This is a genomic window from Pseudoduganella sp. HUAS MS19 (assembly GCF_053615455.1).
In genome coordinates, this window is record NZ_CM132133.1 from 421527 (window position 1) to 443287 (window position 21761).

Annotated in this window: 21 protein-coding genes, 1 tRNA gene and 1 pseudogene; 15 read left to right on the forward strand and 8 right to left on the reverse strand. The window is 63.5% G+C overall.

The genetic code is table 11. The annotated features are described in order from the left end of the window. Positions 1-53 precede the first annotated feature (53 nt). Positions 54-782 (forward strand): annotated as a pseudogene (locus ACWBU6_RS01985) (response regulator). After that, positions 775-2067 (forward strand): HAMP domain-containing sensor histidine kinase, encoded by a 1293-nt coding sequence (locus tag ACWBU6_RS01990; RefSeq protein WP_452647215.1) that lies wholly within the window; start codon positions 775-777, stop codon positions 2065-2067. Before ACWBU6_RS01985 ends, ACWBU6_RS01990 begins: the two are co-directional and overlap by 8 nt. Here the strand turns inward: ACWBU6_RS01990 and ACWBU6_RS01995 are convergent. Further along, complete coding sequence (locus ACWBU6_RS01995) at positions 2033-3001, reverse strand: extracellular catalytic domain type 2 short-chain-length polyhydroxyalkanoate depolymerase (RefSeq protein WP_452647216.1); 969 nt, start codon at positions 2999-3001, stop codon at positions 2033-2035. The genes ACWBU6_RS01990 and ACWBU6_RS01995 overlap by 35 nt on opposite strands. Positions 3002-3038: 37 nt before the next feature. Here ACWBU6_RS01995 and ACWBU6_RS02000 point away from each other — a divergent pair, with 37 nt between their 5' ends. Next, the gene (locus ACWBU6_RS02000) at positions 3039-3641 is read left to right on the forward strand and encodes a glutathione peroxidase (RefSeq protein ID WP_452647217.1); all 603 of its coding nucleotides are present in this window, start codon (positions 3039-3041) and stop codon (positions 3639-3641) included. Here the strand turns inward: ACWBU6_RS02000 and ACWBU6_RS02005 are convergent, their stop codons facing one another. Next, the gene (locus ACWBU6_RS02005; RefSeq protein WP_452647218.1) at positions 3642-4055 is read right to left on the reverse strand and encodes a rhodanese-like domain-containing protein; all 414 of its coding nucleotides are present in this window, start codon (positions 4053-4055) and stop codon (positions 3642-3644) included. 97 nt (positions 4056-4152) lie between these two features. Here ACWBU6_RS02005 and ftrA point away from each other — a divergent pair, with 97 nt between their 5' ends. Together ftrA and ACWBU6_RS02015 are read left to right on the forward strand one after the other, a co-directional pair. Beyond that, positions 4153-5127, forward strand: coding sequence for a transcriptional regulator FtrA (gene ftrA / locus ACWBU6_RS02010; protein WP_452647219.1), 975 nt, complete (start codon positions 4153-4155; stop codon positions 5125-5127). 31 nt (positions 5128-5158) lie between these two features. Continuing rightward, the gene (locus ACWBU6_RS02015; RefSeq protein WP_452647220.1) at positions 5159-5518 is read left to right on the forward strand and encodes a DUF1428 domain-containing protein; all 360 of its coding nucleotides are present in this window, start codon (positions 5159-5161) and stop codon (positions 5516-5518) included. Here the strand turns inward: ACWBU6_RS02015 and pabB are convergent, their stop codons facing one another. From pabB to ACWBU6_RS02030, 3 genes are read right to left on the reverse strand one after another with little or no spacing between them, the layout of a single operon-like run. Next, positions 5519-7327: an aminodeoxychorismate synthase component I gene (gene pabB / locus ACWBU6_RS02020; RefSeq protein ID WP_452647221.1), complete on the reverse strand. Its 1809-nt coding sequence runs from the start codon at positions 7325-7327 to the stop codon at positions 5519-5521. After that, positions 7324-7899, reverse strand: coding sequence for a nucleoid occlusion factor SlmA (slmA, locus tag ACWBU6_RS02025; RefSeq protein WP_426340661.1), 576 nt, complete (start codon positions 7897-7899; stop codon positions 7324-7326). The genes pabB and slmA overlap by 4 nt, the downstream gene beginning before the upstream one ends. Before the next feature lie 15 nt (positions 7900-7914). Beyond that, positions 7915-8595 carry a pyrimidine 5'-nucleotidase gene (locus ACWBU6_RS02030; protein ID WP_452647222.1) on the reverse strand — a complete coding sequence of 227 codons (681 nt, stop codon included), beginning with the start codon at positions 8593-8595 and terminating at the stop codon, positions 7915-7917. A gap of 18 nt (positions 8596-8613) precedes the next feature. Here ACWBU6_RS02030 and ACWBU6_RS02035 point away from each other — a divergent pair, with 18 nt between their 5' ends. Continuing rightward, positions 8614-9510: a TraB/GumN family protein gene (locus ACWBU6_RS02035; protein ID WP_452647223.1), complete on the forward strand. Its 897-nt coding sequence runs from the start codon at positions 8614-8616 to the stop codon at positions 9508-9510. Between the two features lie 6 nt (positions 9511-9516). Here ACWBU6_RS02035 and ACWBU6_RS02040 read toward each other — a convergent pair. Continuing rightward, a tRNA-Thr gene (locus ACWBU6_RS02040) sits at positions 9517-9591 on the reverse strand. 39 nt (positions 9592-9630) lie between these two features. Then, a complete protein-coding gene (gene argB / locus ACWBU6_RS02045) occupies positions 9631-10524 on the reverse strand; it encodes an acetylglutamate kinase (protein WP_161024360.1) in 894 nt (297 codons plus the stop codon). Between the two features lie 153 nt (positions 10525-10677). Between argB and ACWBU6_RS02050 the strand changes: the two genes are divergently transcribed. Next, the gene (locus ACWBU6_RS02050; protein ID WP_452647224.1) at positions 10678-10896 is read left to right on the forward strand and encodes a cysteine-rich CWC family protein; all 219 of its coding nucleotides are present in this window, start codon (positions 10678-10680) and stop codon (positions 10894-10896) included. Further along, positions 10886-11149, forward strand: coding sequence for a SemiSWEET transporter (locus tag ACWBU6_RS02055; RefSeq protein ID WP_452647225.1), 264 nt, complete (start codon positions 10886-10888; stop codon positions 11147-11149). Before ACWBU6_RS02050 ends, ACWBU6_RS02055 begins: the two co-directional genes overlap by 11 nt. Here the strand turns inward: ACWBU6_RS02055 and ACWBU6_RS02060 are convergent. Beyond that, complete coding sequence (locus ACWBU6_RS02060; RefSeq protein WP_452647226.1) at positions 11091-12059, reverse strand: extracellular catalytic domain type 1 short-chain-length polyhydroxyalkanoate depolymerase; 969 nt, start codon at positions 12057-12059, stop codon at positions 11091-11093. The two genes, ACWBU6_RS02055 and ACWBU6_RS02060, sit on opposite strands and share 59 nt — an antisense overlap. Positions 12060-12167: 108 nt before the next feature. Here ACWBU6_RS02060 and ACWBU6_RS02065 point away from each other — a divergent pair, with 108 nt between their 5' ends. The 7 genes from ACWBU6_RS02065 to ACWBU6_RS02095 all read left to right on the forward strand — a co-directional run bounded on the left by ACWBU6_RS02065 (position 12168) and on the right by ACWBU6_RS02095 (position 21754). Further along, the gene (locus ACWBU6_RS02065) at positions 12168-12392 is read left to right on the forward strand and encodes a DUF1289 domain-containing protein (protein ID WP_055927230.1); all 225 of its coding nucleotides are present in this window, start codon (positions 12168-12170) and stop codon (positions 12390-12392) included. 4 nt (positions 12393-12396) lie between these two features. Continuing rightward, entirely contained in the window at positions 12397-13305 is a 909-nt protein-coding gene (locus ACWBU6_RS02070) for an MBL fold metallo-hydrolase (protein WP_452647227.1), read from the forward strand. Between the two features lie 61 nt (positions 13306-13366). Further along, a complete protein-coding gene (locus ACWBU6_RS02075; RefSeq protein WP_452647228.1) occupies positions 13367-14947 on the forward strand; it encodes a hypothetical protein in 1581 nt (526 codons plus the stop codon). A 58-nt stretch (positions 14948-15005) separates the two neighbouring features. Beyond that, positions 15006-16601 carry a DUF4139 domain-containing protein gene (locus tag ACWBU6_RS02080; RefSeq protein WP_452647229.1) on the forward strand — a complete coding sequence of 532 codons (1596 nt, stop codon included), beginning with the start codon at positions 15006-15008 and terminating at the stop codon, positions 16599-16601. Positions 16602-16611: 10 nt separating this feature from the next. Then, positions 16612-17571: an NAD(P)H-dependent flavin oxidoreductase gene (locus tag ACWBU6_RS02085; protein WP_452647230.1), complete on the forward strand. Its 960-nt coding sequence runs from the start codon at positions 16612-16614 to the stop codon at positions 17569-17571. A gap of 238 nt (positions 17572-17809) precedes the next feature. Next, positions 17810-19060: an ABC transporter substrate-binding protein gene (locus tag ACWBU6_RS02090; RefSeq protein ID WP_452647231.1), complete on the forward strand. Its 1251-nt coding sequence runs from the start codon at positions 17810-17812 to the stop codon at positions 19058-19060. Positions 19061-19150: 90 nt separating this feature from the next. Next, positions 19151-21754 carry a TonB-dependent receptor gene (locus ACWBU6_RS02095; RefSeq protein WP_452647232.1) on the forward strand — a complete coding sequence of 868 codons (2604 nt, stop codon included), beginning with the start codon at positions 19151-19153 and terminating at the stop codon, positions 21752-21754. The last annotated feature ends 7 nt before the right edge of the window (positions 21755-21761 follow it).

The following is a 21761-nucleotide window of genomic DNA, read 5'->3' on the forward strand; positions in this document are numbered from 1 at the left end:
AAGCGGTCCGGCCCGAAGTCGCGGGCCGGACCATGTTGTCTTACAATTTGCCGATGACCCGTCCCCTGATCCTGTTGATCGATGACGACCAGCGCCTTGCCGCCATGGTCGAGACCTATCTGGTGCAAAACGGCTTTGCTGTGGAGCACGCCTGCACTGCCGGCGAGGGCCTGGACCGGCTGGCGGCGGCGGCGCACGGCCAGTTTGCCGCCGTGCTGCTGGACCTGATGCTGCCTGACCTCGACGGCCTGGAGGTCTGCCGCCGGCTGCGCGCGCTGCCCACGCCACTGCGCGGACTGCCGATCCTGATGTTGACGGCCAAGGGCGATCCGCTGGACCGGGTCGTCTGACTCGAGCTGGGGGCGGACGATTACCTGCCCAAGCCTTTTGAGCCACGCGAGTTGCTGGCCCGCCTGCGCGCATTGCTGCGAAGGCCCTGCCTTGCCGGCGCGTCGGCGCCGGCGGCCGAACCGCTGCTGCGCTTCGGCCGCCTCGAAATCGATCCCGGCGCGCGCATGGTGCGCGTTGAGGGCGCCGAGCGATTGCTGACCGCCTACCAGTTCGATCTGCTCCTGGCGATGGCCCTGCGCGCAGGCCGCGTGCTGTCGCGCGATCAGTTGACCGATGCGCTGAAGGGAAGGCAGTTGGAACCGTTTGACCGTTCGATCGATGTCCATATCGGGCGCTTGCGCGCCGCCATCGAAGACGACCCGAGGCAGCCGCGCCGTATCATTACCGTCCGTGGCGCAGGCTATGTTTTCGCGAAAGTGCAGGATGCCTGAGTTTGCATCGCGCATGTACGTGCGGATCTACGCCACGCTGCTGGCCTGCCTGGTCGCCGCCGCCGGCTTGTTCGCATTCATGCACTTGTGGATCGAACCGGCACGGCATGTGCACGGTTTCGTCGCAGTCAAACCGGAAGTCCTTGGCGCCATGCTGCCGGTCGACGCCAAGCCGGAGACCCTGCAGCTTCTCCTGGTGCGCTGGCGCAAGGAATTGGGCGCCGACCTGGCCCTGTACAGCGACGCAGGACGCCAGTTGGCAACGATCGGCAGGCCCTTGCCCGGTCCCGACCTGGAAATGCGCAGGAGCGGCGTCATGACCGCCTATCCGTCGGTGTTCGCATTCAGGCTGCCGGATGGACGCTGGCTGATGGCGCAGAAGATGTACCGTAACAGCGCCACCATGGCCATGATGGTATTGCTGTTCATGATCGCAGTGACGGTGGCGGTCGGGGCTTACCCTGTCGTACGCCGTATAACGCGCGGCCTGGAACAATTGCAGCGCAGTGTGCTGGCCTGGGGACAGGGCGACCTGGGTGCGCGCGTGGCTGTGCAGGGCAAGGGGGAGGTGGCGCAGCTTGCTGCCAGCTTCAATGAATCGGCGGCGCGCATCGAAGCCCTGGTTGCGGCGCAGAAGTCGTTGCTGGCCAATGCCTCGCATGAGCTGCGCTCCCCGCTGGCGCGCATCCGCATGGCCGTGGAGTTGATTGAGGACGCAGCCGAACCCGTCATGCGCCGGGAGCTGGCGCGCAATATCGCGGAGCTGGATCAACTGATCGACGAGTTGCTGCTGGCCAGCCGGCTCGACGCCGTGCCGCCGGGCGATGCTGCCAGGGATGAGATGGATTTCACCGGCATCGTAGCCGAGGAATGTGCGCGCGTCGGCGCCGTGCTGAAGGGCGTGGCCGCGATGCTGCACGGCGACGCGACGCTGCTGCGGCGCATGGTGCGCAACCTGCTCGAGAATGCGGCGCGCCATGGCGGCGGCGGACAGGTAGTGGTGGTGCTGGAGGGCGGGGGCTCCGCCCCCGGCACCTGGCAGGTAGTGCGTCTTGATGTATGCGACGGCGGCCCCGGCGTGCCGGAGCCGGAACGGGAGCGGATCTTTGAGCCGTTCTATCGCTTGCCCGGCGCGTCGGAAAAGGCCGGTGGCGTTGGCCTGGGCCTGTCGCTGGTGCGCCAGATCGCCCGCCGCCACGGCGGCGAGGTCGAATGCCTGCCGAACGGCGGGCATGGCGCCTGCTTCCGCGTCACGCTCCCGTCAGGCGGTCGGCCATCCGTTTGATGGCGCGCAGCTGGCGGCCGCCCTGCACCGAGTAGTCCGGGTCGTCGTAGCCCCACCAGTCCCAGCATGCTTTCGGATTCGGCATGGGGGTAATCGCCGCCGCTTGAGGGTAGAGCACCACGATGCGGTTGGTGTCGGCCCAGGCGTTGTAGCCGGCATTGCGGGCATAGGTGTCCTTGAGCGTGCCGATGTCCTGCATGCAACCGTGCAGCGCAATATGCAGTTTGCAGCCCGTAGCGCCGGCTTCGCAGCCCGGCGGAATGTAGACATAGCCGGTATTGGCCATGCCGTGCGTAGCCGGCGCGGAAAGGAATTCGGACTGGTCGAATTCCTGCAGCTTGCCTTCTGGCGCGGCCTGGCCGCCGCGTGCTTTCAGCGGGCCGTAAATCCATTGCAGCAGGCTGCCGGCTGCATCGAAGCCGCAATTACTGATAAAAGGCGCGGCAAGGGCATCGCATTTATTGCCGTAGCTGTCGGTCGGCATGGCATGGCCGGCGGCCAGGTCGTTCTTGTACTGGACTTGGGCAGCCGGGATGAAGGCTGCGTAGTATTTCGCCAGGTCGTCCATGGAGGCCGAAGGCACCAGCTTGTCGAGCGTGCCGGAGAACATCCATACGCGATGGGCAGCCAGCTTCGCTACCGGGTCGACCTGGCCTGCGCCGGCGCGCTTGCGGGTCACTGCCGCCAGTTCAGCCACGTCGGCGCCTTTACAGCTTCCGATGGCGTTCATCATGCTGCCTTGCGCGCAGTAGTAGCTGCCGCCGGCGATGATGCCCGCGCCAACCACGCTGCCGGAATAGGCGACCTGGTATTGCACCGCCATGAAAGCGCCCGACGACAGGCCGGAAATCGATACCTGCTGCGCTTTCATTGCTGGCAGGGGCGCCGGCGCGGCCGTGGCGGCCAGGGCCAACGTGCAGCCGGCAATTGTCATACAATCGGAAATCCGAATGAACCGGAAGAGACTACCCATGCCATCTATCCTCATCAAGTTTGCAGCGCTGTCCGCGCTGAGCCTGAGCGCCGCTGCTGCCCTCGCACAGGCACCTGCCGCGCAACCTGCAGCCGCCGCCGCCAATGCGCCAGCCGCGAGCTGCCCCGCCATCCTGAAACAGTCCTTCAACCGCCTGCAGGACGATGCGCCGCAGGACCTGTGCCAATACGCCGGCAAGGTGATCCTGGTCGTCAACACGGCCAGCTATTGCGGCTATACCCCGCAGTACAAAGGACTGGAGGAAGTGTATGCGAAATACTCGGGAAAAGGTCTGGTCGTGCTGGGCTTCCCATCGAATGATTTCGGCAAGCAGGAGCCGGGCAGCAGCAAGGAGATCGCCGACCTCTGCTACAACACCTACGGCGTGAAATTCCCGATGTTCGCCAAGTCCGTGGTGTCGGGCGCTGCGCCCAACCCGTTCTACGCGAAGCTGATCAAGGCGACCGGCAAGGCGCCGGCCTGGAACTTCCACAAATACCTGATTGATCGCCACGGCAATGTGGTGGAGAGCTTCCCGAGCAAGGTCAAGCCGGACGACAAGGCCCTGGTCAACGCGCTCGAGAAAGCGCTCGCAGGCTGATTACGCGGCGGCGGCCACCGGCGAAGTGGCGAGGGCGAAGCCTTCGTCCAGCCAGCCGGTGATCCCGCCGGTCATGATTTTCACCGGCCGCCCCAGCTTCGCCAGCCGGATCGCCGCACGCGCGGCGCCGTTGCAATGCGGGCCGGCGCAATAGGTCACAAACACGGTCTCGGGCGGGTACCCGGCCAGTTTGGAACCGATGATCTTGCGGTGTGCCAGGTCCACCGCGCCCGGCACGTGGCCGGCAGCATACTTTTCCGTTCCCCGCACGTCGAGCAGCACGAAATCCTGCTGCGCGGTGCCCATCACGCTGTGGACATCCCAGCAATCCGTTTCGAAACGCAGCGCATCTTCAAAGTGGGCCAGTGCTTCGGCGCTCGGGGCGGCGGCGACTTCGGTGACGATGGATGGCATCTGAATTCTCCTGTAGCGGTTGCAAGTGGCTCCATTGTCGGCCGCCGCTGTCAGGTGCGGCAGTGGCGCGAATGCCATATTGCGTTAAGATTGCGCCATGAGCGCAAAAAAACACCTGGTCGTTGCGCTGGCCTACGACGGCCTGTGCACTTTCGAATTCGGCTGCACAGTCGAACTGTTCGCCCTGGAGCGCCCGGAGCTGGGCGTGGACTGGTACGGCTTTGCCGTCTGCGCAGTCGAGCCGGGGCCGATCCGCGCGGCGGGCGGCATCCTGGTGCAGGCGCCTTACGACCCCGCCTTGCTCGAGCGGGCCGACACCATCGTGATCCCCGGTTGGCGCGATGCCGACGAGCCGCCGCCGGAAGCCCTGCTGGCGCAGGTCCGCGCCGCGCACGCGCGCGGCGTCCGGCTGTGCAGCATCTGTTCCGGCGTGTTCATCCTGGCCGCAGCCGGCGTGCTCGATGGCCGGCGCGCGACGACCCATTGGCGCTATGCCGAACGGCTGGAGCGCCGCTATCCGCGGGTCCGGGTGCTGGCAGACGACCTGTACGTGGACGAGGGACAAATCATCACCTCGGCCGGGTCGGCGGCGGGACTGGACATGCTGTTGCACCTGGTGCGCCGCGATTACGGCGCGCGGGTCGGCAATATGGTGGCGCAGCGGCTGGTGGTGGCGCCGCACCGTGAAGGAGGACAGGCCCAATTCCTGCCGCGGCCCATGGCGCATGATCAACCAGGCCGCCTGTCGCGGCTGATGGACTGGCTGCGCAGCCATCCGGCCGAACCGCATACGGTTGCCAGCATGGCCGAGCGTGCGGCCATGAGCCCGCGCACCTTGCAGCGCCAATTCCAGGATGCGACCGGCATGGGCCCCGTCGAATGGCTGGCGCGCGAGCGGGTAGCAATCGCGAAGGATTTACTGGAGTCGCCGGATATCGCACTGGCACAGGTAGCCGAGCGCGCGGGTTTCGGCTCGGAAGAGTCCTTGCGCCACCACTTCCGCCGCATTGCAGCGACCACGCCGGGCGCTTATCGTCGTGCTTTCCTTGTCACCGGCAGGCAAGCGGCATAAGCTAGGGGCTCTTTTCCAACAGGAGGTTGCAATGGCTTACGTAGATGGCTTTGTAGTACCTGTCCCCAAGGACAAGCTGGATGCTTACCTGGAAATGTCGCGCACTGCAGGCGCCGTCTGGCGCGAGCATGGCGCGCTGGAGTTCCGCGAAACGATCTCGGATGACGTGAAGATGGGCGTTCATACTTCCTTCCCGCAAGCGATCAAGCAGGAAGATGGCGAGCTGGTGGCGTTTTCGTGGATCGTCTACGAATCGCGCGCGGAGCGCGACCGCATCAACGAGGCGGTGATGGCCGACCCGCGACTGAAGGACATGATGGACCCGGCCAAGATGCCCTTCGACGGCAAGCGCATGATCTTCGGCGGTTTCGAAATGCGCGTGGACCTGTAGTCAGAGACGTGCCCGCATCGCGCCGCGCAGGGAATTGCACACCACGATCTCTTCCGCGGCCAGCAGCATTTGGCGCGTGATGACGCGTTCCTGGGCGCCCCAGGCTTCCAGGATCACGGCGCGCATCACGCCCGGCAGCATGCCGCTGGATAAGGGCGGCGTTATCCACAGGCCGCCCGTGCGGATGAAGACATTGCTGCGTCCCCCTTCCGTCAATTCCCCGCGTTCATTGAAGAACAGCTTGTCGAACGCGCCCTGGGCGTCGGCGGCTTTCCAGGCCGCGTCGTAGCGCTCGCGGATAGTCGATTTGTGGCGCAGGAACAGGTCGCCGCTGTCGCTTGCTTCGCCGGCCAGCAGGACGCGCACCGGCTCCTGCAATGGCGCCAGCGCGCCGGTCTGCACGGCAAAGGCGCCGGCACTGTTCATGGCGAGCCGCAGGCGATGCGCTTGGCCGGCGGGCAAGGCCTGGCAAGCCAGCGTAAGATAGGCGCGCGCGGCTGCCCCGTCCCAGGCGAAGCCGAAATAGCGCGCTGACGATTCAAGGCGCCGCAGGTGGCGCTCCACATGGCGCGCGCCGGCTTCGCGCGTGGCGTACATGGTTTCGAACAGCTCGAAATCGTTCTGCAGGCCGGTCAGGAAACGGGCCTTCAACCGGCATTCCGCGAATTCGTCGTGCGGCTCGCTGTCGTAGACGATGCCTGCGCCGACGCCCATCACGCCTTTGCGAACGCCGTTCGCAGGTGCTTGCAGCGTGAGCGTGCGGATGGGGACATTCAGGCAGAAATCGCCCTCAGGGGAGAACCAGCCAATGGCGCCGGTGTAGATGCCGCGCGCTTCAGGTTCCAGTTCTGCGATGATCTCCATGGTGCGCTTCTTGGGTGCACCGGTGATGGAGCCGCAGGGATAGAGCGCGGTGAAGATTTCCTGCAGCGTGACGCCTTCGCGCAAGCGGGCCTGCACGGTGGACGTCATCTGCAGCACGCTGCTGAAACGGCTGACTTCGAACAGCCTGGGAACTTCGACGCTGCCCGTCGCGGCGACCCGGCCGATGTCGTTGCGCAGCAGGTCGACGATCATCAGGTTTTCGGCGCGGTTCTTCGGGTCCGCGGCCAGGGCGTCGGCGCGGCGCGCATTCTCCGTTTCGTCGGCTGCGGCGGGGGCCGTGCCTTTCATCGGGCGCGCGGTGAGCATGCCGCCTTCCTTGCGCACGAACAGTTCCGGCGACAGCGACAGTACGGCGCTGCCGTCGTCGAAGCCGATGAGGGCGCCGTAAGGCACGGGCTGGCGGGCGCGCAGGCGCTGGTAGAGCGCGAACAGGGAGCCGAAGGCGTCGAAGTGCAGGCGGTAGGTGTAGTTGACCTGGTAGGTGTCGCCGGCCGCGATGTAGTCGCGGATACGCTCGATGGCTTCGACGAACTGCGCTTCGCTCACGTTGGCGCGAATATCGGCCACGCCGGCAGGGACGGCGTCGGATGCGGCCTGCGCAGCCAGCCATTCCGCTACCTCGGATTGCGAAAGCTCGTCGCAGCGCTCGAACAACAGCACCTGCGCCAGCGGCGGCGCATCGGGCGTGGCGGCGCGCGGCTCCACGCCCACGATATGCTGGCCCAGTTCGTAGCTCAGCACCGGCACCGCGTGCAAGCCGCGCGCGAGTGCCTGCTCCATCGCTGCCAGCACGCCCGGCCAGGCGGCGAAGTCGCTGCAGGCGAGGGTGGCGCTATGGCCCGTGTAGAGACGGGAAGGGCGGCCAACGCCGGTGGCTGGATCGACGCTAGCGTCGTCCAGCAGGGCAAAGGACAAGCAGTTCAATTCAGCAGCAATGCAATCTGTACGGCGGCGTCCTGCGAAGGATTTGACTTGAAGCCGCTCTTGGCGTATCGGTGCCAGCGGCCCAGCACAAAGCTGACCAGCAGCCCGGCGCGGGCAGCCACGTCAGCCTCATGGGCCTGGCCTTCGGCCGCTGCGGCACGCAGCGCCTGTTTCAGTGCCAGCTCCACGCGGTCGTAGAACTGGTTCATGCGCTGCTGCAGGCGCTCGTCCTCATTGACCAGCGCATCGCCGATCAGCACCCGCGTCATGCCCGGGTTGCTGCTGGCGAAATGCAGCAGCATGCCCAGGATGTCGCGCGCCTGGGCCAGGCCGTCCGCCTGCTTGTCGGCGATCTGGTTGATCAGGCCGAACACGGTGGACTCGATGAACTCGATCAGGCCTTCAAACATCTGGGCCTTGCTGGCGAAATGGCGGTACAACGCCGCCTCGGATACATCCAGCTTGCGCGCCAGCGCAGCCGTGGTGATCTTTTCTCCTTTTGGATGCTCCAGCATTTCAGCCAGTGCCTGGAGGATTTGCAGCTTGCGCTGTCCGGGCTGTGTACTTGCCATAGGTTTTGGACCTGTTTATTTAAATTTCTGCAGCTTTTTAACTGATTTTACTTTGACATCGAGCCATGCCGGTTTTTTCCCCGGCTTGAGCAGGTATTGCGTCACCCACACCGTGCGCATGCCCAGCGCATGTGCCGAGCGCAGGTTTTCCAGCGTGTCTTCGACAAGGATACACCGGCGCGGGTCAAGCCTCTCCCGGCGCATCAGCCGCCGCAACATGATACGCGATGGCTTGGGACGCAACTGGCGATGCACACGCATCGATTCGATGGTCACCTGGCCGCTGAAATGGCGCCCGATGCCCATGTGCCCGACCACTTTGCGCGCGTAGTCGCGCGGCGCATTGGTCAGCAGGATCTTGCGGCCGGGCAGGCGCCGCAGCAGCTGGCCCAGGCCGCGCTCATAGCGGATCATCTCCTCGATGTCCGGCAGGTCGTGCGTCTCGCGCAGGAAGTGGGCCGCATCGACGCCATGGTGGCGCACCAGTCCGAGCAGGGTGGCGCCGTAGCGCTGCCAATACAGGGCGCGGGTGGCGCTGATTTCCTCGGCACTGGCCGGCGTTTCGCCATCGCCCAGCACGCGCGCCATATACGCGTTCATCTTCTCCACCATGGCGGGGAAGATGGCATGCGAGGCATTGTGCAGCGTGTTGTCCAGGTCGAACAGCCAGACCGGTGCCAAAGGTTTAATATTCACGTTCTACATGGAGAGACTATGCGACGCACGATTATAGTGATGTTTTGCCTGCTGCTTGGATTGAGCTTTTCGGCCACGGCCGCCCCGCCTGCGCGCGGAGCGCTCTACAAGCTGGAATTCGCGGGCAATACGTCCTGGCTGTTCGGCACGATCCACGTCGGCACCCCCGATTTTTATCCGCTGGAGCCGCGCGTCATGCAGGCGATGGAACGCGCCACGGCGGTAGCGCTGGAAGTCGATCCTGCCGCCGACCCCGCCAAGACGATGGCCGTGATGCGCGAACACGGCCTGTATGCCCCCGGCACCGGCAGCGCCATGACCGATATCCGCCCCGAATACCGCCCGCGGCTGCAAAGCATGTTGAAGAAACACGGCATCGCGCCGGAAATTGCGGCGTCGATGAAACCATGGCTGATCGTCATGATGATCACCATTGGCGAATACCGCGCCCTGGGCTACCGTCCGGAGCTTGGCGTCGACCTGCAACTGGCGCGCACGGCCCACGGCCGCAAACAACGCGTGGTGGAACTGGAATCGGTGGGCGGCCAGGCCGCACTCTTTGGGCGCCTGTCGCCACATGAGCAGGCGCGCTTCCTGGAAGACAGCCTGGACACCTTTGAGGACAGCAAACAGGGCGTGCAGCCGCGCGACCTGGTCGAAGCCTGGGCTTCCGCCGACGCCGCCAAATTCGAAGCCCTGGCGCGCGAAGTGGAGGAGGACAAGACCTTCTCCGGCAAATTCATGAAGCAGGTGTTGCTGGACGAGCGCAATCCCGTGCTGGCCGACGGCATCGTGGAAATGATGAAAAAAGAACAGCACAGTTTTGCCGCCATCGGCACTCTGCATCTGGTCGGATCGGGGAATGTTGCGGAACTGCTGCGCCAGCGCGGCGTGAAAGTAGAGCGGATCTACTAAGGAGAATGGTGCCCTTGACGTGGATTGAACACGTGGCCTCTCCCTTACCAAGGGAGTGCTCTACCACTGAGCTACAAGGGCATTCACGTTTTCGGCGGCTGTTGAAAACCGCCAAAAATTTTAGTGAGACCGGATCATAGTGCCAAAAGCCTGTTCGGTCAAGACTTCCAGCAACAGGCTGTGTTCAATTCGCCCGTCGATGATGTGCACGGTGTTCACGCCCGACTTGGCCGCGTCCAGTGCGGAAGAGATTTTCGGCAGCATGCCGCCCGAAATGGTGCCGTCTGCGAACATTTCGTCGATTTCGCGCGCCGACAGGTCGGTCACCAGCTTGCCGTTCTTGTCCTGCACGCCGGCGATATTGGTCATCATGATCAGCTTTTCGGCTTTCAGGATCTCGGCGATCTTGCCGGCTACGACGTCGGCGTTGATGTTGTAAGCCTGGCCATCTTTACCGAAGCCGATCGGGGAAATAATTGGAATAAAGGCATCGTCCTGCAGGGCTTTCACCACCGCCGGGTTGATTGCCTCGATCTCGCCGACGAAGCCGATGTCCAGGAATTCGCCTGGTTTTTCCTTGTCCGGCATGGCCATCTTGCGGGCGCGGATCAGGCCACCGTCCTTGCCGGTCAGGCCAACCGCCTGGCCGCCGTAGTGGTTGATCAGCATGACGATGTCCTGCTGCACTTCGCCGCCCAGCACCCATTCCACCACTTCCATGGTTTCTTCGTCGGTGATGCGCATACCCTGCACGAAGGTGCCTTGCTTGCCGATCTTCTTCAGCGCATTGTCGATCTGCGGGCCGCCGCCGTGCACCACGACCGGGTTCATGCCCACCAGTTTCAGCAAGATCAGGTCGCGCGCAAAGCCGTGCTTCAGGCGCTCTTCGGTCATGGCGTTGCCACCGTACTTGATGACGATGGTTTTGCCGTGGTAATTACGGATGTACGGCAGCGCCTCGGCCAGGATCTGAGCCTTGACTTGGGGCGTAACGCCGCTCAGGTCAGTGGACATATCCGGGTCGCGGGCAGGCAGGTTGGTCATGGCGGGGGTTCCAGAAAATTAGATTTAAGGTCAATGGTGCGCATTATAGGGCCAATCGAGTTGTAATTTACGGTTTGATCCGCTAGTCTGGCCTTCTTCCTTACGCATGATTGCACTGATGATATGAGCACCTGTGAGCGTTGCGGCGCCGAATTCCACTGCGCGATGGCCGATGCGCCGCCCGGCGGGAAGCCGACCGGGGCGCCGGGCGAGACGCCGTGCTGGTGCACATTCCTGCCGCCGGCCATTCCGGTGCCAGGGGCCGAAGCGGTCGGATGCTGGTGCCCGGCATGCCTGCGTACCCATATCGCCTCCCTTGAAACGCCTCCCGATGTTGCTTGAACCCGACCTGCTGGGCTTTATCGCCGCCTTCTGCACCACTTTCGCCTTTGTACCCCAAGTCCTGCTGGTCTGGCGCCAGCGTCACGCCGACGGCATATCCACCGGCATGTACCTGATCTTCAGCTTCGGCGTGCTCCTGTGGCTCGTGTACGGCCTGATGACCAAGGCCTGGCCGGTGATCATCGCCAACGGCATCACCCTGGTGCTGGCCCTGTGTGTGCTGGCGATGAAACTGCACTTTTCGCGGCGCTGAAAAAGCGCATCATCTCCCGGCTGGCATTGGGACCGCGCGGGTCGGTATAGCTGCCTTCCGTGCTGCCGCCGGACCAAGCATGGCCGGCGCCGTGGATCACCCAGTGCTCGCCCAGCGGTGAGCCATCTTCCAGCCAGTGCGCCTTCAGCGTGAAGGCGTGGCCGTCCGGCACTTGGCCCGCCAGCGTGGCCGGATTGGCCTGGTCGCCCAGCGGGTGGCTGCGCAGGCCCTGCGCCAGCACTTGCTCGCCATTGGCCGGGTGGACGGTGCGATCCTGGTCGCCATGGAACACGATCACTGGCTGGCCCGCAGTCAATGCGGCCTGCGCACGGGCCGCGCCGCGCCGCATCGCCAGCAAGGCCGAAGGCAAGTTGCGCGCAGCGGCGAAAGGCAGCCCGGAATGCACGCCGACGGCGGCAAACAGGTCCGGATACAGTGTGCCAACGATCACCGCCATCGCCCCTCCCGCTGACAGGCCGGCGATATAGACCTGGCTTTGCAGCACGGGGTAGCGCGCCATCACGTCACGCGCCATGGCGGCGATGATGGCGGGTTCGCCCTGGCCGCGCTCCTGGTCGAGGGCACTGAACCAGTTCCAACATCGTGTGTGGTTGGCATCCGGCGTCTGCGCCGGGTACAGCACCAGGCAGCCGCGCTCCTCGGCCACCGTATTCATTTGCGTGCCGGCGGCGAAATCGTCGGGGTCCTGCTGGCAGCCGTGCAGCATCACCAGCAGCGGCATCGGCTGCCCTTCGAAACGGGAAGGAACATACAGCTTGTAACTGCGGACGCCGGCGCGGCAATGGAAGTCGCCGGCGATGAATTGCGGCTGGCCGGGATCGGGGCGGCCCGGGCGGCGGCGCGCGAGCTGTCCCAGCGCGCGGGAAAACCAATGGCGATCGAGCTTCATAAGCACCTCGGAGGCTGGTTGGTCGGGTTGTCTCCTCGCCACTACCTATTGTTCTGGTGCCCCATCAGTATATGGCCATTCCGGGCATTTTTGCCGCACTGCGGTAAAATGTCGGCCATGAGTACTGAACTGCCGCCAGGCGCGCCGGAACTGGCCACGCCCGTGCCATCCCCCTGCATCAGCCTGTGCAAGATGAACCAGGACACCGGCTTCTGCGAAGGCTGCTTGCGCACGATTGACGAAATCGTCGCCTGGTCGCGTGCCGACGATGCTTACAAGCGCGCCGTGTGGGCTGAGCTGCGCCGCCGCGAGCAACTGATCGACTTTGACTGACGCAATGAAGCTACACCCATCCATCCACGTTTTCGAACGCGGCTGGCTCTCTTCCAATAATGTGCTGCTGTTGGGCCGCCACGACGCGGCCATGATCGACAGCGGCTACGTCGCGCACAAGCAGCAGACGCTCGAGCTGGTGCGGCACGCCCTGCACGGCCGGCGCCTGGACCGCCTGTACACCACGCACCTGCATTCCGACCACTGCGGCGGCAATGCTGCGCTGCAGGCGCATTTCGGCTGCGACACCTATATCCCCGAACCGGAAGCCGGCAAAGTGCGGCGCTGGGACGAAGACGCGCTCAGCTTCAAGGCCACCGGCCAGCAATGTGAACGGTTTTCCATCGACGGCGTGATCACCGCCGGCGAAACGCTCACGCTGGGCGACCTGGAATGGCAGGTGCTGGGCGCACCGGGCCACCATGCCCACTCCGTGATCTTCTATTGCCCATCGGAGAAAGTGCTGGTGTCGGCCGACGCGCTGTGGCAAAACGGATTCGGCGTGATCTTCCCCGAACTGGAAGGCGACGAAGGCTTCGCCGAAGCGGCCGCCACCCTCGACGTCATTGCCAGCCTGGATGTGAAAGTGGTGATCCCCGGCCACGGCGCCGTGTTCGACGACGTGGCAGCCGCCCTGTCGCGCGCCCGCCGCCGCCTGGACTTCCTGTCGGCGGACCCGAAGCGCAATGCCGAATATGCCGTCAAAGTCCTGCTCAAATTCCTGCTGCTCGAGCGCCAGAGCATGCCGGTAGCCGAGGTGGCGCCGCTGTTCGCCTCGATCCCCCTGATGCAAGCGATCGCCAGCCGCCACCTCGGCATGAGCACCGAGCAGCTGGCCGCCTGGGCCGTCAAACAGCTGGTCCGCGCCTGCAGCGCCCGGGTCGAAAACGACGTCCTCCTCAACGACGGCTGACTTCGTGTCACACTTGGGGTGTGACCCCAAGGTGTGACACGGGCTCGGCTATACTGGGGGCATGAGCGCCCACACCCCGCATGTCCAGCATGTAAGGCAAGTTCTTTTATGGCCATTGCGGTTGATGCCGCCCGATGGGGCTGAGCGCGCGCATGCGCGGCCCTGGGAGTTGCTGGGCGTTGATTCGCCTTGGCGCGAGGTCACTTCCGCGCAGGATGCCAGCACTGCTTTCCAGGAGCGCTATTACACCGAATTCGTCAGCTTCCTGCCCTATGTGCAGCGTTTCCTGTTCGGCGCCGGCCAGCGCCGCATCTTCCGCCGCAAGGATATCGCCCGGGTGCGTGTGACAACCCAGCCAGGCGCCCAGGCTCGTGTTCTCGATGTGCACAACCTCTGCCTGCATTTCTTCTTCGATGTCGACATCGTGCTGCTGGTGATGGAAGTCGGCGCCAGCGACTTGCCGTTCGATGCGGCGCAGGACCTGCTCTACCGCTTCGGCCGCGCCTACCCCGCAGGCTGGGATGACGCGGGCAATGCGCTGCATTGCATGCACGGTGTCGAGTGGCTCGATGCCGATGGCCGCCTGCTGGTGCAATCCGATGCCCAGGAGCGGCAAGCCTTCATCGACCACGTGGTGCGCCACCAGGCGCCGCGCATCGCTTCGCACTGGCGCTACCTGCTCGAGCCGATGGAGCCCGACGGTCCCGGCGCCACGGGGGCATTGCGCTATCGCCAGGTCGAGTACTACCGTATGCCGATGATGGCCTACCTTGCGGTCGAGCGTCCAAGCGAGCTGTCGCCGGCCGATTTCGCCGCCCTGGGTACGATGGCCGGCACTTCCTCCGCGCCGGCGGATGCCCAGCGTACGCAGGCGGACGGGGTCGACCGCCGCTATTTCTACGATCGCTTCTGGTGCAATGGCGGCGCGGCACCTTACACGCGCTATATCTGCAGCGGCTACGCGCTGGTCGTGATCGGCGATGCGGCTTCGCAGTTCTTCTGCTGCAAGGAGCGCGGCGTGCTGTCGCAGTTTCGCCACCAGCACTTCCTTTTGTTCATGATCGCGCACTTGCAGAAAGCGTCGCTGCTGATGTTCTCCGATCGCTTGGCGGAGGCGCTGACGCAACTGCAGGTGACCGATGCCGATAGCGTGCGTTCTTTCAAGCGCCGCATCCGCTACGCTTTCGAGAGCTTCCTGCGCTTTACCCACCGCTACTGGTTCACGGAAATCTCGGACCAGCAGCAAATCCGCGCCCTGTTCCGCATGTGCGGCCAGCACCTCGACATCGAACGCGCTTACGCTGAAGTGAAAACCCGGGTGGCCGATATGAACGGCTACCTGGAAGCGGATAGCCTGCGGCGCCAGGCCAACACCGTGGTGCGCCTGACAGTAGTCACCATCTTCGGCATGATCGGCACCATCACCACAGGTTTCCTTGGCATGAACCTGCTGGCCGAAGCGGATGCGCCTATCTCGCGCCGTGCATGGATTTTCGGCTCGGTGTTCGTGATTACTTCCGCACTGACCGTGTACACGATGGCCAAGTCCAAGCGCCTGTCCGATTTCCTCGATGCCCTATCGGACGAGCGCTTGTCCATCTGGACCAAAGTGAAGGCCCTGGTTGCAGTGTGGCGTTCCTAAATTGACAATACTTCGGGCGCGCTGCAAGATCAGGCTTTCCATCGCCTGTGAAGCCGTCATGAAACCAAGCCGCATCGCCACCGCAGTAGCACTTTGTTTATCCCTGCAGGGATTCGCCTGCGCCGGCAACGCGCCGATCGCGCGCGTGACACTGTATTCCGGAACGGCCACCGTGGAGCGCAGCGCCCAGGTTGCACCCGGCATGAGGGAGCTGGAAATTACCGGCCTGCCGGCCAATTTCGATACGCAGACGCTGCGCATCCAGGCTTCGCCAGGTGTGCAGGTCGGCCAGGTCGTGACGCGCGACGTGGGCCAGGCGGAAGCGGTCAGCCCGCGCGAAGCGGAGTTGGAAGCGAAGTTGCAGGCATTGGAAGACAGCCGCGACCTGCTGAATGTGGAGATCGAGTCGTCGGTCCTGGTGAAGAATTACCTCTCGAAGCTGAATGGCGGCGAGAGCGCACCGGTGCCGGTTGACGGTAAGTCGCTTGCTGCCGCCGTCGACACCATCAAGCGCGGCGGCCGCGAAGCATTGGCGCAGATCCAGCGCACCCAGGTTCAGTTGCGCGAGGTCGACAAAAAGATCAAGACAGTGCAGCGCGAACTGGAGAAGGTCCGCAGCGGTGCGCGCGACCAGCGCAGCATTACCATTGCCGTCGCGGCACAGCAGCTTGGCAGCATCCAGTTGTCCTATCAGGTGAACCGCGCGGGCTGGAAGCCGGCCTACCGGGCCTCGCTCAACTCGGCCACCTCCACCATTGAGCTGGAGCGCATGGCAGTGGTGGCGCAGAAGTCCGGCGAAGACTGGAGCGGCGTCGAGATGCGCCTGTCCACTGGCCAGCCGCGCTTGTCGCCGCAGGCGCCGGAGCCGGTGCCGCAGCGTTTGATCTATTACCCGCCACGCCCGCCTCAGGCGCCGCGCATGGCGGAGGCACCGGAGTATGCGCCGCCACCGGCTGCCGCCCCGGTGGCCGTTACCGGGGCACGCATTGCCACGGACAATTTCATCCCCCCGGTGCTGGAGACGCAAGGCACCTTCGATACCGAATTCGCTGTACCCAACCGCGTCACCCTGGCGTCCGACGGCCGCGAAATCACCTTGCCGCTGTCAACCTTGAAGGTCGCCGCCAAGCAGCGCGTGCGCGTCGTTCCGCGCCAGGCGAAGTTCGCCGTGATCACGGCGGAAGCCGAGCGCCCGGCCGGCGTCTGGTTGAGCGGGAATGTCCAGTTGTTCCGCGATGGCGGCTACGTTGGCGCCAGCCACTGGAATACCCAGTCCTCGGACAAGCTGGCGCTTTCCTTCGGCCGCGATGACCTGGTGCGCGTCACGGTGGACCGCGCCGACCAGCAGTCGGGCAGCCGCGGTTTCCTGTCGCAGCGCGGCGAGCAGCAGGTGGCCGATGTGTTCACGATCAGCAGCTTCCACAAGACGCCGGTCGAATTGCTGGTGCTGGAATCCACGCCGGTCAGCACCTCGGAAGAAATCAAAGTGAAGCAGACGTTCTCGCCGCAGCCCGGTATTGCGGCGTGGGAGCAGCGCCAGGGCGTCGTCGGTTGGGAAAAGACCCTGGCGCCGAATGAGACCGTGAAGATCAACGTCGGCTACACCATCAGCTATCCCAAAGAAGGTACAGTAGGCGGCATGCACAATTTCTGAGGACAGATCCATGACACTACCCGCCGTATTGCAAAACCTGACGCTCCCTGTCATTGCTTCGCCGATGTTCATCGCCAGCGGTCCCGCGTTGGTGGCAGCCCAGTGCAAGGCGGGCATTGTCGGCTCCTTCCCGGCGCTCAATGCGCGGCCGAAAGAGCTGCTTGATACCTGGCTGACCGACCTGCAGAAGGAACTTGCCGACTACCAGGCCGAGAATCCCGGTGTGCGCGTGGGCCCGATTGCGGTCAACCAGATCGTCCACCATTCCAATGAACGGCTGGAGCACGATGTGGAAGTATGCGTGCGCCACAAGGTGCCGATCATTATTTCCTCGCTGCGTGCACCGCCTGTGGAAATGTTGGATGCTATCCACAGCTATGGCGGCATCGTGCTGCATGACGTAATCAATATCCGCCATGCGCAGAAGGCGCTCGAATCGGGCGTCGATGGCCTGATCCTGGTCGCCAGCGGCGCGGGCGGCCATGCCGGCACGCTGTCGCCATTCGCGCTGGTGGGCGAAGTGCGGCGCTTCTTTGACGGTCCGCTTGCGCTGTCCGGTTCTATCGCCACCGGCGATGCCGTGCTGGCCGCACAGGCGATGGGCGCCGATTTTGCCTATATCGGCTCACGCTTCCTGGCGACACGGGAGTCCAACGTTACCGAGGACTATCGCGAAGCGATCATCGAATCTTCGGCGGCCGATGTTGTCTACACCAACCTGTTCACGGGTGTGCACGGCAACTACCTGAAGAAGTCGATCGTGGCGGCCGGCCTCGATCCTGAGAACCTGCCGGAATCGGACAAGACCAAAATGAGCTTCAACAGCGGTACGGCCAAGGCCTGGCGCGATATCTGGGGCGCGGGACAGGGCGTCGGCTTGATGCACGATGTGCCAACTACCGCCGAACTGGTGGAGCGCTTGAAGTCGGAATACAACGCTGCGCGCGCCCGCCTGCAGCTCCGCACGTAATAAATGCGCGCGTTTCGTAATGTTTTGTAAGCGCTCCTTGCGAGGCGCGAACGCAATCGCCGGGCTGCCGCCGCAGCTCTGTAAAGTTTTGTAAGCGGCAGCGCAGCCCTTCTGGAAAATCCTCATAGGAATCAAGGATTTGCGCCGCCGCATCGCCCGAGTTGGCGGCGCTGGTGTCACATTTTTCACGGTGTTAGCATGAATTTACTGATCGACAACACCCCGTGGAGAAGCCGCCGTGCCAACCAGCCGTATCCTGCGAGCCGCATTATTCCTGGCGCTGATTTGCACCGGCGCCGCACGCGCCGGGACCCTGGTGCTGGAGAGCTGGCGGGTTGACGACAAGGCTTTGTGGGAAACCGTGCTGCTGCCTGCGTTCGAGCGCAAGCATCCGGGCATCACGGTAAAGTTCTCGCCTACCGCTCCGACCGAATACGATACCAGCCTGGCCGCGCGCCTTGGCAATGGCACCGCCGGCGACATGCTGGCGTGCCGCCCGTTCGATACTTCGCTGCTGCTGTACCGCCGCGGCTACCTGCAGAAGCTGAACGGCAAAGCCGGCATGGAGAACTTTGCGCCTGGCTCCCTGGTGGCCTGGCAAACCGACGATGGCAAGGAGATCTTCTGCATGCCTGTCGCTTCGGTAATCCACGGCTTCCTGTACAACAAGAAGATCTTCAGGAAGCTGGGATTGGTGCCGCCCGCGACAGAGACCGAATTCTTCGGCGTACTGGATGCGGTCCGCAAGAGCCAGTACGCGCCACTGGCGCTGGGAACGGCCGACGAATGGCTGTCGAGCCAGACTGTCTTCACCAATATCGGCCCTAACTACTGGGGCGGCGAGCAGGGACGGCGTGCGCTCATCGCCGGCAAGGCCAAGTTCACCGATGCGCCTTTCGTTGCGGCCTTCGAATTCGAGGCGCGCCTGGCTGCCTACCTGGCCAAGTCCGCCCCGGTCCAGACTTACCGTGACGCCCAGCTGCTGTTCGCCCAGGGTGGCGCGGCGATCTACCCTGCCGGCTCCTGGGATATCTCCTACTTCAACCAGTTTCCGGACCTCGAACTGGGCGTGTTCGCACCCCCGGTGCAGCAGGCGGGCGACCGCTGCCAGATTTCCGACCACATGGATATCGGCATCGGCATCAACCGCAAATCGCGCAACAAGGCCGACGCCTACAAGTTCCTGGCCTGGCTGGGCTCCCAGGAGTTCGCCGACCTGTACACCAATCGCGTGATCGGTTTCTTCACGCTTTCGAACCACCTGATCGCGGTGCGCGATCCGCTGGCCAAGCAGATGGCTGCCTGGCGAACGACGTGCGATTCGAACTTCCGTCTCAACGCGCTGATCATGAACCGCGGCTTGCCGAATATGGAGAGCGAACTGTGGTCGGTAAATGCGCAGGTCCTGAACGGGAAGCTGGGAGCGCGCGAAGCGGCGGCGCGGATACAGAACGGTTTTGCGAAGTGGTATTTGCCACAGCAGCAATGATCACACTCCCCCAAGCAGTGTGTTGGCCCCGGCATGGGGAGTATGCCGGGGAATTTTTTGCAGCGCTTTAGAGACGATAAGGAAAAAGAAATGAACGGAGCACCGCTAGGAAGGAAGAAACTACCGCAGTTGATCGCGCTGATGTTCGGCACGCTGGCACTGCATAACGTGCAGGCACAAACTGCGGACGGCAATGGCGCGCTGCAGTCAGTAGAGGTTCGCGGCATCCGCGAAACGCTGAAACGCAACCTGGCCGAAAAGCGCGACGCGCTGAATGTGGTGGATTCCGTCACGGCGGAGGACCTGGGCAAGTTCCCGGACAAGAACGTGGCCGATTCCCTGCAGCGCATCCCGGGTATTTCGGTCGACCGTACCTGGGGTGAAGGCCGCGATATCTTCGTGCGCGGCACCGACAAGAACCTGAACATGACGCAGTTGAACGGCCAATCGGTGGCTTCCGCCTATTGGTGGAAGAACGATGCGCAAAGCCGCGGTTTCAACTACGATATCCTGCCGTCCGAGCTGGTCGGCAGCCTGGATGTATTCAAGAGCCCTTCCGCCGATCTCGATGAAGGCAGCATCGGCGGCCTGGTGATCGTACGCACCCGCAAGCCGCTGCAGTTCAAGAAGCCCTTCACCGCGCAGGTTTCGGCGGAAGCGACCTACAGTGACCTGCCGAAAAAAACCGACCCGCAGTTCTCCGGCCTGGTGAACTGGGTGAACGAAGCCAAGACCTTCGGCGTTCTGGTTGCCCTGAGCCGCCAGGAGCGCACGATGCGCCGCGACGGCCTGGAAAACTTCACGGACGCGACCAGGTACAACATCATCGACCAGAATGGCGCGGTCACCCCGAATGCCTACGCTTCCTGGGGCGGCGGTACGCCGATCTTCCGCCAGGACAGGGAGCGCACCACCGGCAACATCACCCTGCAACTGCGTCCGACGCCGCAATCCGACATATCGCTGAATTACCTCAATTCCGATATGAGCATGGATAACAGCAACCAGAACTACCTGTGGCAGATTGGTGGACTGGCCGATGCGAACAATAATATTCGTGTGGACAACCCGCGCTTTATCAACAACTCGGACGGCGGAAAGTCCGTGGTGGGCGGTACCGTGGGGCCGGTGAACGGCGTGTCGTTCGAACCGATCTACCGCGAAGCCTATGTGAAATCGAAGGTGCTGGACCTGGAAGGCAGCTACGACGGCGATACCTGGAGGCTGCATGCGCAGGCGGGCACGACTTCCGGTTCAGGTGGCAGCAAGCATGACCGCAATTTCTGGTTCACAGGGAATACCCGCGCCACGATCAATATCGCACCGGATACCTACGAGGTGAAATACCTCGACATGAGCCCCCTCGATCCAAGCAAACTGACGCTGCAAAGTGCGCGCGACTGGATCCGCCGCATGGAGAGCAAGGAAAACTATGGTCAGGCCGACCTGACCTTCGAGCTGGAAAACTCCTACATCAAGTCTGTCAAAGCCGGCCTGAAATACCGTGACAACAAGGTGCAGAACCGCCGCACCATCGGTACCGCCGGCCCGGGCAGCGTTGGCTGGATTCCGTACACGCTGGCCGACCTCTCGACCGGTGCATCGCCGATGATCAGCCAGGAAGCTGCAACCGCGGGCTCGTTGACACAGTTTGCCTGGGTGGATGACGCGCTGGCCGCAAGCAAGGGATTCGCCATGTACGACAAAGCCATGGTCTACAAGGAGGCCAAAGGCGAGTACTACCGCATCCAGGAAAAGATTTCAGCGGCCTATGTGCGTGCCGACTATGCATTCGACAAATGGCGAGGCGATTTCGGCGTGCGCCTGGTGCGCACCAGGCAGACTTCGGATGCTTACCAGGACCTGGATGGGACCGGCAATTATATGCTGGGCAGCGTTGGCCGCAGCTATACCGACGCGCTGCCGAACATCAACGTAGTGTACGACTTGCGCAAGGATTTGCTGCTGCGCGCCGCTGCCTCGCGCGTAATGGCCCGCAATACCTTCAGCGACCTCAGTGCCAGCACGGAGGTCAGCGGCACCACCAATGCCGCCACCGCAGGCAATCCGCTGCTCAAGCCATACCACGCCAACCAGTTCGAAATCGGCGCGGAATGGTACTTCGCGGATGCATCACTGCTGTCCGCGACCGCTTTTGCCAAGCGGCTCGACACCTTCATCTACACCTCGACGGCAATGGAGAACGTAGCCGGTGTACAGCGCCCGGTAACCCGTCCGCACAATGCCGACAACGGCGCCAAAGTGAATGGCCTGGAAATCCAGTGGCAGCAAGCGTTCGGCAGCAGCGGATTCGGCACGGTGGTCAACTACACCTACACCGACGCCAAGACCGGTGCGCTGGCAGGGGGCCGCAAGCTGAATGTGATCGGCAACTCGAAAAACCAGATGAATGCCAGCGTGTTCTACGAGAAGAACAGCTACAGCGTACGCCTCTCGTACAACTACCGCTCGAAATCCTACGGTGGCCTGAACCAGGGCGGCCAGGACGTGACCAGCGCCTACGGCCAGTGGGATGCCACCGCCAACTGGGATATCACTCCTCAGTTGAGCGTCTTCGCCAGCGCCGTCAACATCGGCAATGAGCTGATCCGCACCAACACTACCGACGGCCTGCCGGTTGGCGTGTACGAAAACGGCGCGCGTTACAGCGTCGGCCTGCGCGGCAAGTTCTGATCTGCCG

Coding starts and splice junctions, on each gene's coding strand:
- ACWBU6_RS01990 (WP_452647215.1), top strand. CDS start 775: ATGCCTGAGTTTGCATCGCGCATGTACGTGCGGATCTACGCCACGCTG.
- ACWBU6_RS01995 (WP_452647216.1), bottom strand. CDS start 3,001: ATGACAATTGCCGGCTGCACGTTGGCCCTGGCCGCCACGGCCGCGCCG.
- ACWBU6_RS02000 (WP_452647217.1), top strand. CDS start 3,039: ATGCCATCTATCCTCATCAAGTTTGCAGCGCTGTCCGCGCTGAGCCTG.
- ACWBU6_RS02005 (WP_452647218.1), bottom strand. CDS start 4,055: ATGCCATCCATCGTCACCGAAGTCGCCGCCGCCCCGAGCGCCGAAGCA.
- ftrA (WP_452647219.1), top strand. CDS start 4,153: ATGAGCGCAAAAAAACACCTGGTCGTTGCGCTGGCCTACGACGGCCTG.
- ACWBU6_RS02015 (WP_452647220.1), top strand. CDS start 5,159: ATGGCTTACGTAGATGGCTTTGTAGTACCTGTCCCCAAGGACAAGCTG.
- slmA (WP_426340661.1), bottom strand. CDS start 7,899: ATGGCAAGTACACAGCCCGGACAGCGCAAGCTGCAAATCCTCCAGGCA.
- ACWBU6_RS02035 (WP_452647223.1), top strand. CDS start 8,614: ATGCGACGCACGATTATAGTGATGTTTTGCCTGCTGCTTGGATTGAGC.
- argB (WP_161024360.1), bottom strand. CDS start 10,524: ATGTCCACTGACCTGAGCGGCGTTACGCCCCAAGTCAAGGCTCAGATC.
- ACWBU6_RS02050 (WP_452647224.1), top strand. CDS start 10,678: ATGAGCACCTGTGAGCGTTGCGGCGCCGAATTCCACTGCGCGATGGCC.
- ACWBU6_RS02055 (WP_452647225.1), top strand. CDS start 10,886: ATGTTGCTTGAACCCGACCTGCTGGGCTTTATCGCCGCCTTCTGCACC.
- ACWBU6_RS02060 (WP_452647226.1), bottom strand. CDS start 12,059: ATGAAGCTCGATCGCCATTGGTTTTCCCGCGCGCTGGGACAGCTCGCG.
- ACWBU6_RS02065 (WP_055927230.1), top strand. CDS start 12,168: ATGTCGGCCATGAGTACTGAACTGCCGCCAGGCGCGCCGGAACTGGCC.
- ACWBU6_RS02070 (WP_452647227.1), top strand. CDS start 12,397: ATGAAGCTACACCCATCCATCCACGTTTTCGAACGCGGCTGGCTCTCT.
- ACWBU6_RS02075 (WP_452647228.1), top strand. CDS start 13,367: ATGAGCGCCCACACCCCGCATGTCCAGCATGTAAGGCAAGTTCTTTTA.
- ACWBU6_RS02080 (WP_452647229.1), top strand. CDS start 15,006: ATGAAACCAAGCCGCATCGCCACCGCAGTAGCACTTTGTTTATCCCTG.
- ACWBU6_RS02085 (WP_452647230.1), top strand. CDS start 16,612: ATGACACTACCCGCCGTATTGCAAAACCTGACGCTCCCTGTCATTGCT.
- ACWBU6_RS02095 (WP_452647232.1), top strand. CDS start 19,151: ATGAACGGAGCACCGCTAGGAAGGAAGAAACTACCGCAGTTGATCGCG.